A 243-nucleotide genomic window follows, 5' to 3' on the forward strand; every position below is an offset into this window, starting at 1 on the left:
GCTCGGCGGCGGTGACGGCGGCCGGTGGCTGGTAGGCCTGGACGAGCCGCGCGGAGCCGGGCACCTGGGCCAGCAGCTCGGCGTGGCTGCCGCGGGCCACGTGCCGGCCGCGGTCGATCCACACGACCTCGTCGGCCAGCGAGATGGTGGCCTGCCGGTAGGCGACCACGTCCACGGTCGCCGGCTGGTCGGTGTTGCGCAGTGCGTCCAGGATCCGCGCCTCGACGCTGGGGTCCACGGCGC

1 pseudogene is annotated in these 243 nt (G+C 76.5%); it reads right to left on the reverse strand.

Features of this window, described 5'->3' with window-relative positions:
* Positions 1 to 243, reverse strand: a pseudogene (locus tag AC0IVP_RS22080) (ABC transporter ATP-binding protein); the annotation flags it as partial.

Source organism: Klenkia sp. AC732 (assembly GCF_979256525.1).